Here is a 7,942-nt window from a genome sequence, read left to right as displayed (position 1 = left end):
CGGCGGGCTTTTTTTACATGGGAAAGCTGCAAGGGCAGCGGCAGTAACAGTGGCAGGCCACTATCGACAGATAGCCTCCGCACCCACTCAGTGCGCCCCTCCGGCATCGGCGGCACCGGCATGGCCTGCCGGGCGCTTGGTCAGCCAGATCAGCACGATCAGCACCAGGAACAGCACCGACGAAGCCCAGAAGATGTCGTTGGCCGCCAGCGTGAAAGCCTGCTGATCGATCAGCCGGTTGATCTGCGCGAGGGCCTGCTCCTGCGTCATGCCGGCAACCTGCAGCTGGTTCAGCGTGATCGCGAAAGTCCCCTGGCCCTGCACCAGCGTTTCTGTCAGGTGGGCATGGTGCATGGTGGCGCGGCTGTCCCACAGCGTGGTGGCGATCGACGTGCCCATGGCACCCGCAGTGATGCGCACAAAGTTGGACAGGCCGGCCGCCGCCGGGATGCGGTCTGGCGTCAGCCCGCTGAGCGTGATGGTGGTCAGCGGGATGAAAAAGAAGGCCATGGCCACACCCTGGATCAGCGTGGGAACCAGGATATGGAAGAAGTCCGTCTCGATGGTGAAGTGCGAACGCATCCACAGCACCGTGGCAAACACCACAAACGCGCCCGTGGCCATCCAACGCGGATCCCAGCTTCCGACTTTCTTGCCGACCAGTGGGGTCAGCACGATGGCCAGAATGCCCACCGGCGCCAGCGCCATACCCGCGGACGTACTGGTGTAGCCCAGCCACTGCTGCAGCCACAGCGGCAGCAGCACCACATTGCCGAAGAACACCCCATAGGCAATCGACAGCGCCAACGATCCGGCAGCAAAGTTGCGCCGCTTGAACAGGCGCAGCTCCACCACGGGATGGGCATCGGTCAGTTCCCAGACCACGAACACCGCCAAGCTAACCAGCGCCACCACGGCCATGGTGATGATCTCGCCCGAGGCGAACCAGTCCAGCTCCTTGCCCTTGTCCAGCATCAGTTGCAGCGCCCCCACCCACAGCACCAGCAGGGACAGGCCCACGGTATCGATGGGCAGCTTGCGCGTGGCAGTCTCACGGCTGCGATAGATGTTCCAGGTCAGCAGCGCCGACAGCAGACCCACCGGCACATTGATGTAGAAGATCCACGGCCAGGAGATGTTGTCGGTGATCCAGCCGCCCAGCAGCGGCCCCACCACCGGCGCCACCAGCGTGGTCATGCCCCACAGCGCCAGCGCCGTACCGGCGCGCGAAGGCGGGTAGCTGGACAGCAGCAGCGTCTGCGACAGCGGAATCATGGGCCCGGCCACCAGGCCCTGCAGCACGCGGAACAGCACCAGCGTTTCCAGCGATCCGGCAAAGCCGCACAGCCAGGAGGTCAGCACGAAAAGCAGCACGCTCATGGTGAACAGCCGCACCGCGCCAAAGCGCTGGGTGAGCCAGCCGGTCAGCGGCACGCTGATGGCGTTGGCCACACCGAAGCTGGTGATCACCCAGGTACCCTGGCTCGGGCTGACGCCCACATCGCCCGAGATGGCTGGAATGGCCACGTTGGCGATGGACGAATCGAGCACATTCATGAACGTGGCCAGCGACAGGGCCACCGTGCCCAGCACCAGCTGCGCGCCCTTGAGCGGCTCCGGCCGAGCCGGCATGGCCGGCGGGCTGGGAGACGTGGGCGGAGAAGAAGGCAGCGCCCCCGGGCTATCGCCGGGTGCGACCGTAGAGGAAGAAGTCATACGCGGATCCGCTCCAGTTCAGGTGCCGGGCGGTTTACTGCGCGGCCTTGTCTGGCGCCGGGGCCGCAGCGGACACTGCCACCGGGGCGGGCAGTTGCTGCAGTGCAGGCACACTTTGTCCGGCGATGATGCGGGTGATGCGCTCCTCCGTCTGCGGCAGCCCCGCGTCATACACCGCCGTCTGCGCCACCGGCTCGGTACGCGGGGCCGATGCCAAAGCCGTGCCGTCCCGGTCGCGCACATCCACCTTGGCCTCCATCGATAGGCCCACCCGCAGCGGATGGGCTGCCAGGTCTTCAGGGTTCAGGCTGATGCGCACCGGCACGCGCTGCACCACCTTGATCCAGTTGCCCGAGGCGTTCTGCGCCGGCAGCAGCGAGAACGCCGCGCCCGTACCCGCTCCCAGGCCCACCACGGTGCCGTGGTAGACCGTCTTGTCGCCATAGACATCGGCCGTCAGCTCGGTCTTCTGGCCAATGCGCAGCTCGGCCAGCTGGCTTTCCTTGAAGTTGGCATCCACCCACAGCTGGTGCAGGCCCACCACCGTCATCAGCGGCGCGCCGGCAGCCACGCGCTGGCCCAGTTGCACGCCACGCTTGGCGACATAGCCTTCCACCGGTGCCACCAGGCGGGTGCGCTGCAATGCCAGGGCGGCTTCACGCACCTTGGCGGCGGCAGCCAGCACGCTGGGGTGGGCCTCGGCCGTGCTGCCCTGGGTCTGGGCTTCGGCTGCCACCAGCTGGGCCTTGGCGGCGCGCACCGCGGCTTCGGCCGCCACCACGGCGTTGCTGGCGGTCTTGAGCACGCTCTGTGCATGGTCAAACTCTTCCTTGCCCACGGCGCCTGTGGCCGTCAGCGGGCGGCGGCGCTCCACGTCGTCCTTGGCACGACCCAGATCGGCCTGCAGGCGCAGCAGATCGGCTTCGCGCTGGGCCACCTGGGCAGCCAACGGCGCGTTGTTGGCATACAGCGTGCGCACCTGGCGCACGGTCTGGGCCAGCTGCGATTCCGCCTGGGCCAGGGCCACCAGGGCGTCGGCAGTATCGAGCTGCACCAGCACCTGGCCGGGCTTGACGTAATCGGTGTCGTCCGCGCCAATGCTGATGACGGTCCCGCCCACCTGGGGCGTGATCTGCACCACATTGCCCGCCACATAGGCGTTGTCGGTGGTCTGGTAGTTGCGGGCCACCATCCAGTGCCAACCGCCCCAGGCGACGGCGGCCACAGCCACGGCGGCCGCCACGATGGTCAGGCCTTTGCGACGGCCCTGGGGATTGGCAGCGGGTGCTGCGGCAGCGGTGTTCTTGCTATCGGTCATGATGTTCGGCGCTTTGTTATGTCGGTAAATGGTTTTGCGCCCCGGGCTGTCTGCACAGCAGCGCTGCCCGGGAAAAATCGGTGAGAGGGGATGGCGCGCGATGCGCGCAGGTTCAGCCCGGGGTCATTTCTGGCTCAGCTGCACGCGGGCGGTGTCGTCCTGCCAGCCACCGCCCAGCGCCTGCATCAGCGCAATACGGGTGTCCAGTTCCCGGGCACGCAGGTCCACAGCCAGGCGGCGCTGGGCAATCACCTGGCTTTCGGTGTTCAGCACCACCACCTGACCGGTCAGACCGGCCTGGTAGCGCTGCACGGCAAAGTCATAGGCGCGTTCTGCCTTGGCCAGCGATTCGGCCTGTAACTGCTGCTGGCGCTCCAGCGATTGCATGGACGCCACGGCATCGCCTGCGCCCTTGACGGCATCCAGCACCACGCCGTTGTACTGGGCGATGGCACTGTCCAGATCGGCCTGCTTGCCGCGCAACTGGGCGCGCAGGCGCTTGCCATCAAAAACCGGCAAGCGCAGCGCAGGCGTCACGCCCAGCTGGCGCGAACTGCCCTGGAACACCTGGTCCAGGCCGACGGCCGACAGGCCCACAAACGCCGTCAGGTTCACATCCGGATAGAACTCGGCCTTGGCGCTGTCAATGCCGCGTGTGGCGGCTTCCACGCGCCAGCGGGCTGCTACCACATCGGGGCGGCGGCCCAGCAGATCGGCCCCCAGCACCGTGGGTACCGCCTGCAGTTGCAAGGCCGCCAGTTGCGGCGCCAGGGCCTGCTGGGCATCGGGCGCCTGGCCGCACAGCACGGCAATGGTGCGGCGTGCCAGCGTGATCTGTTCGTCCAGCATTTCCACCTGGGTGCGGGCATCGGGCAGGCCCGCCTGGGCCTGGGTCAGTTCCACCTGGCTGTCCAGACCGGCGCGGGTGCGCTGCTGGCTCAGATCCAGCAAGGCCTGGCGTTGCACCAGCGTCCGCTGGGCCACATCGCGCTGGGCCAGCAAGCGGGCCAATCCCACGTAGCTGCGAGCGACCTGGCCAGCCAGCTGCGTGGCGGCAGCCGCGCGGTCGGCCTGGGCAGCGCGGGCCTGGCCCAGGGCGGCATCCAGCTCGGCGCGGTGCTTGCCAAAGAAATCCGGATTCCAGCCCAGACCCAGCTGCACATTGCCGCTGTTGTAGGTGTGGCCGGCAATCGGCGCCGGGATCATGCCGTTGGCGCTGTAGTGCTGGCGCGTGGCGTCGGTGGTGAAGCTGCCGCGCACATCGGTAGCGCTGCTGGTCGCCGTGGCCAGAGCCAGGGCCTTGTCCAGACGGGTCTGGCTGGCAGCCAGGCTGGGGTTGTCCTGCAGTGCCAGCGCCACCAGCTGGTTGAGCTGGGCATCACCCAGCGCACCCCACCACTGCGCAGTGGGCAAGGCAGCATCGATGGTGGTATCCGGGGCGGAGCGGGCCTGCAGCCCCAGTGCATCGGGAGCCAGCGTGGCCAGTGGGGCGTGGGCCGGGCCCTGGGAGGCGCAGCCTGCCAGCATGAGGGCGGCGGCTCCCAGCGACAGGCCTGCAGTCAGGCGGTGCAGCGGGAGTGCTGCGAAGCGGTGTGAAGACATGGTGGATGGATCCAAGGTCAAACAAGGCTGCAGGCGCTGCAGCCGAAAAGCATCAGGACTGGGGCGTCGCGTCTGTGCCCGCAGTCGGCGGGGACGGAGGACATGCCACCGGGGATGGCGTGGGAGGCATAGGAGGAGACGCAGGGAGGGCTGCGCCTCCTCGCAAGGCATCGCCGTTGAGCAGCATGCGCTGCAGCATGGACACCAGCTGGCGGCACTCCGCATCGCTGAAGCCCGCCAGATGGGCGTTGAGCACGTCGCACAGCACCTCGGGCACCTGGGTGGCCACGGCGCGGCCCTGTTCGGTCAGCACCAGCTCCACACGGCGACGGTCGGTGGTGGAACGTTCGCGCCGCAGCAGGCCTTTGGCTTCGATGCGGTCCAGCGCGCGGGTGACGGAAGCCGGGTCCATGCCCAGATCACGCGCGAGACAAGTGCTGCGGGTATCGCTGTTGAGCAGCAGCTTGTACAGCGGCAACCACTGCACATAGGTCAGATCGTGCTCGGCCAGCTGGGCATCGGCCTGCTGCAGCACAGAGCTGAGCACACGGCGCATTAGAAAACCGGCGCTCTCCCAAGGCTGGTAGCTGCCAGGCCGGTAGAAGGCGGCCGGGGGCTGCACAGCACCGGGCTTCGTGCCGGGCGCCGCGGGGTCATCAGGAGAAAGTGGCATGGCTGAAAATTAATTGACTAAGCAATAATTGGCTATGCAATGTATTACAAATTGCAGAATGCCGCTTGTCACCCATGTGCCCACAGGGGGCATGGGTGCATGCAACTGGCCTGAAACGCTCCTGAAATCAGAGCTTCTCATCCAGGTTTTGACTGCTTCATTGGGATGTTTGGCGCCCCTCCAGCGATCCTCCAGGGCTGCATGGCAGGGCCCCTGCTGTCGCCGTGCCGCGACACCACCTGGCGGTTCGGGCGACGGCGCACCATGTGCTGCAGCCTTGCCAGTGTTTTCCCTGCACTGTCGCGCGTGCTGCCGCCGCGCACGCACCGCGCTTTCCATAATGGGCCGCACACCGCTCTACCCCCAGCTTCAGGAGACCCCCCGTATGCGTGCAGCAGGCAAATCCACCATCGTCACCGGCGCCGGCAATGGCATTGGGGAAGGCATCGCCCGGCGACTGGCTGCCGAAGGGGCATGCGTGGTCGTGAACGACATTGATGTCACCAAGGGCGAAGCCGTGGCCGCCAGCATCCGTGCCAGCGGAGGACAGGCGCAGTTCGTGCAGGCCGACATGACGCGCCATGCCGATGTGCAGGCCCTGACCGCGCGCACGCTGGAGCTGTTCGGCCGGCTGGATGTGTGGGTCAACAACGCCGGCTGGACCCACCGCAACCGCCCGCTGCTGGAAGTCAGCGAAGCAGAATTCGACCGGGTGTATGCGGTCAACATGAAAAGCATCTACCTCTCGGCCATCCACGGCGTGCCGGCCATGCGCGCCAACCCCCATGGCAGCAGCGGCTGCTTCATCAACATTGCGTCCACCGCCGGCATACGTCCCCGTCCGGGGCTGACCTGGTACAACGGCTCCAAGGGGGCTGTCATCACCACCAGCAAGTCGATGGCGGCCGAACTGGGACCGGATGGCATCCGTGTGAACTGCATCAATCCGGTGTTCAACCCCGACACCGGCCTGGCCGCCGAGTTTGCCGGGGGCCCGGTCGACGATGCCCGGCGCGCCAGGTTTCTGGCCACCATTCCGCTGGGCCGCTTTTCCACCGCACTGGATGTGGCCAATGCCGCGCTGTACCTGGCCAGCGACGAAGCGGCCTTCATCAGCGGCGTCTGCATCGAGGTGGATGGCGCCCGGTGTGTCTGACGCCCGGCGGTGAAACAACCCGCGTCCTGGATGCGCGGAGGCAGGCGGTTTCCGCTGTTGCGGCGAGGCTGTGCAGGGGGCGCCCGACAAGACGCCCTCTTGATGCACATCAAGCACGCACGGCGCGCCCCGCGCTCCATGCCCCAACACCCACAAGGCATACCCCCTTAGAGGCACAATCGCCACCCTATGTCCGACCGAGTGATTCCTGTGCTGGACCAGCGCGCCGCGCCGCTGCAGCCCCGCATCCCCAGCGCCCTGCCCACCGCCACCGGTGTGCTGCAGGACGGGCTCGGCCGTCCCTTGCATGACCTGCGCATCAGCGTGACGGACCGCTGCAACTTCCGCTGCGCCTACTGCATGCCCAAGGAGATCTTCGACAAGGACTACCAGTACTACCTGCCGCATTCGGCCCTGCTGTCCTTTGAGGAAATCACCCGCCTGTCGCATGTATTTGTGCAGCACGGAGTGCGCAAGCTGCGCCTGACCGGGGGAGAGCCACTGCTGCGCAAGCATGTGGAAAACCTGATCGCCCAATTGGCCCGGCTGCGCACGCCCGACGGCCAGCCACTGGACCTGACGCTGACCACCAACGGCTCCTTGCTGCGCCGCAAGGCCCAGGCGCTGAAAGACGCCGGCCTGCAGCGCGTGACCGTGAGCCTGGACGGACTGGACGACGCGGTCTTTCGCCGCATGAACGATGTGGACTTCCCCGTGGCCGACGTGCTGGACGGCATTGCGGCCGCACAGCAGGCCGGGCTGCAGCACATCAAGGTGAACATGGTGGTCAAGCGCGGCACCAATGAAGACCAGATCCTGCCCATGGCGCGGCACTTCCGCGGCACGGGCGTGACGCTGCGCTTCATCGAATACATGGATGTGGGCGCCACCAACGGCTGGTGCATGGACGAAGTCCTGCCCTCGGCCGAAGTCATCGCTCTGCTGCAGCGCGCGCTGCCTCTGGTGCCGCTGGAGGCGACCGCCCCCGGCGAAACCGCCCAGCGCTGGGGCTATGCCGGCGTCGATGGCCGCCACGACCCGGCCTTGGGCGAAGTGGGCGTAATCAGCAGCGTGACCCAGGCGTTCTGCCACGAATGCAGCCGTGCCCGCCTGTCCACCGAAGGCCAACTCTACACCTGCCTGTTTGCCAACCAGGGCTGGGATCTGCGCACCCTGCTGCGCAACGGCAGCAGCGACGCGCAGCTGTCCGCCGCCGTGACCGACATCTGGCAAGGCCGCACGGACCGCTATTCCGAGCTGCGCAGCCAGCTACCGCCTTCGGAAGCAGCGCCCCGCCGGCGGATTGAAATGAGCTACATAGGGGGATGACCCCCGGGGGTACTGCGTGCATCCCCCGAACCAGGATGGCTGCAGTCTGCAGGCTTGCACGTGCATGCACTCTCGCGCTGGCTGCACGCCGTTGCCAAGGGCTAGGCCGCCAGAAGCGCTGCGGCCATGCCGCTACACTGGGCATCCA

6 protein-coding genes are annotated in these 7,942 nt (G+C 67.0%); 2 read left to right on the top strand and 4 right to left on the bottom strand.

Going from position 1 to position 7,942, the window contains the following annotated elements:
- Positions 1-87: 87 nt before the first annotated feature.
- The 4 genes from B3349_RS02245 to B3349_RS02230 form a co-directional block, all read right to left on the bottom strand.
- A complete protein-coding gene (locus tag B3349_RS02245; RefSeq protein ID WP_291586072.1) occupies positions 88-1,716 on the bottom strand; it encodes a DHA2 family efflux MFS transporter permease subunit in 1,629 nt (542 codons plus the stop codon).
- A 34-nt stretch (positions 1,717-1,750) separates the two neighbouring features.
- Positions 1,751-3,034: an HlyD family secretion protein gene (locus B3349_RS02240; protein WP_291586070.1), complete on the bottom strand. Its 1,284-nt coding sequence runs from the start codon at positions 3,032-3,034 to the stop codon at positions 1,751-1,753.
- A 123-nt stretch (positions 3,035-3,157) separates the two neighbouring features.
- Positions 3,158-4,657, bottom strand: a complete 1,500-nt coding sequence (locus B3349_RS02235; protein WP_414646839.1) for an efflux transporter outer membrane subunit — start codon at positions 4,655-4,657, stop codon at positions 3,158-3,160.
- A 31-nt stretch (positions 4,658-4,688) separates the two neighbouring features.
- Positions 4,689-5,309: a MarR family winged helix-turn-helix transcriptional regulator gene (locus B3349_RS02230; protein ID WP_291586068.1), complete on the bottom strand. Its 621-nt coding sequence runs from the start codon at positions 5,307-5,309 to the stop codon at positions 4,689-4,691.
- Between the two features lie 385 nt (positions 5,310-5,694).
- On the opposite strand from B3349_RS02230, the gene B3349_RS02225 reads away from it, so the two are divergent.
- Both B3349_RS02225 and moaA read left to right on the top strand, forming a co-directional pair.
- Positions 5,695-6,465, top strand: coding sequence for an SDR family oxidoreductase (locus B3349_RS02225; protein ID WP_291586065.1), 771 nt, complete (start codon positions 5,695-5,697; stop codon positions 6,463-6,465).
- Positions 6,466-6,654: 189 nt separating this feature from the next.
- Positions 6,655-7,794 carry a GTP 3',8-cyclase MoaA gene (moaA, locus tag B3349_RS02220; protein WP_291586064.1) on the top strand — a complete coding sequence of 380 codons (1,140 nt, stop codon included), beginning with the start codon at positions 6,655-6,657 and terminating at the stop codon, positions 7,792-7,794.
- Positions 7,795-7,942: the final 148 nt, after the last annotated feature.

The organism is Comamonas sp. UBA7528 (assembly GCF_002479375.1).
Classification (GTDB): Bacteria; Pseudomonadota; Gammaproteobacteria; order Burkholderiales; family Burkholderiaceae_C; genus Comamonas.
Note: the sequence above shows the minus strand (reverse complement) of the source record. Positions and strands in the feature narration are given on the sequence as shown.

Bases quoted from the DNA above. Each gene is read 5' to 3' on its own strand.
- B3349_RS02245 (WP_291586072.1), bottom strand. From the start codon at position 1,716: ATGACTTCTTCCTCTACGGTCGCACCCGGCGATAGCCCGGGGGCGCTG.
- B3349_RS02240 (WP_291586070.1), bottom strand. From the start codon at position 3,034: ATGACCGATAGCAAGAACACCGCTGCCGCAGCACCCGCTGCCAATCCC.
- B3349_RS02230 (WP_291586068.1), bottom strand. From the start codon at position 5,309: ATGCCACTTTCTCCTGATGACCCCGCGGCGCCCGGCACGAAGCCCGGT.
- B3349_RS02225 (WP_291586065.1), top strand. From the start codon at position 5,695: ATGCGTGCAGCAGGCAAATCCACCATCGTCACCGGCGCCGGCAATGGC.
- moaA (WP_291586064.1), top strand. From the start codon at position 6,655: ATGTCCGACCGAGTGATTCCTGTGCTGGACCAGCGCGCCGCGCCGCTG.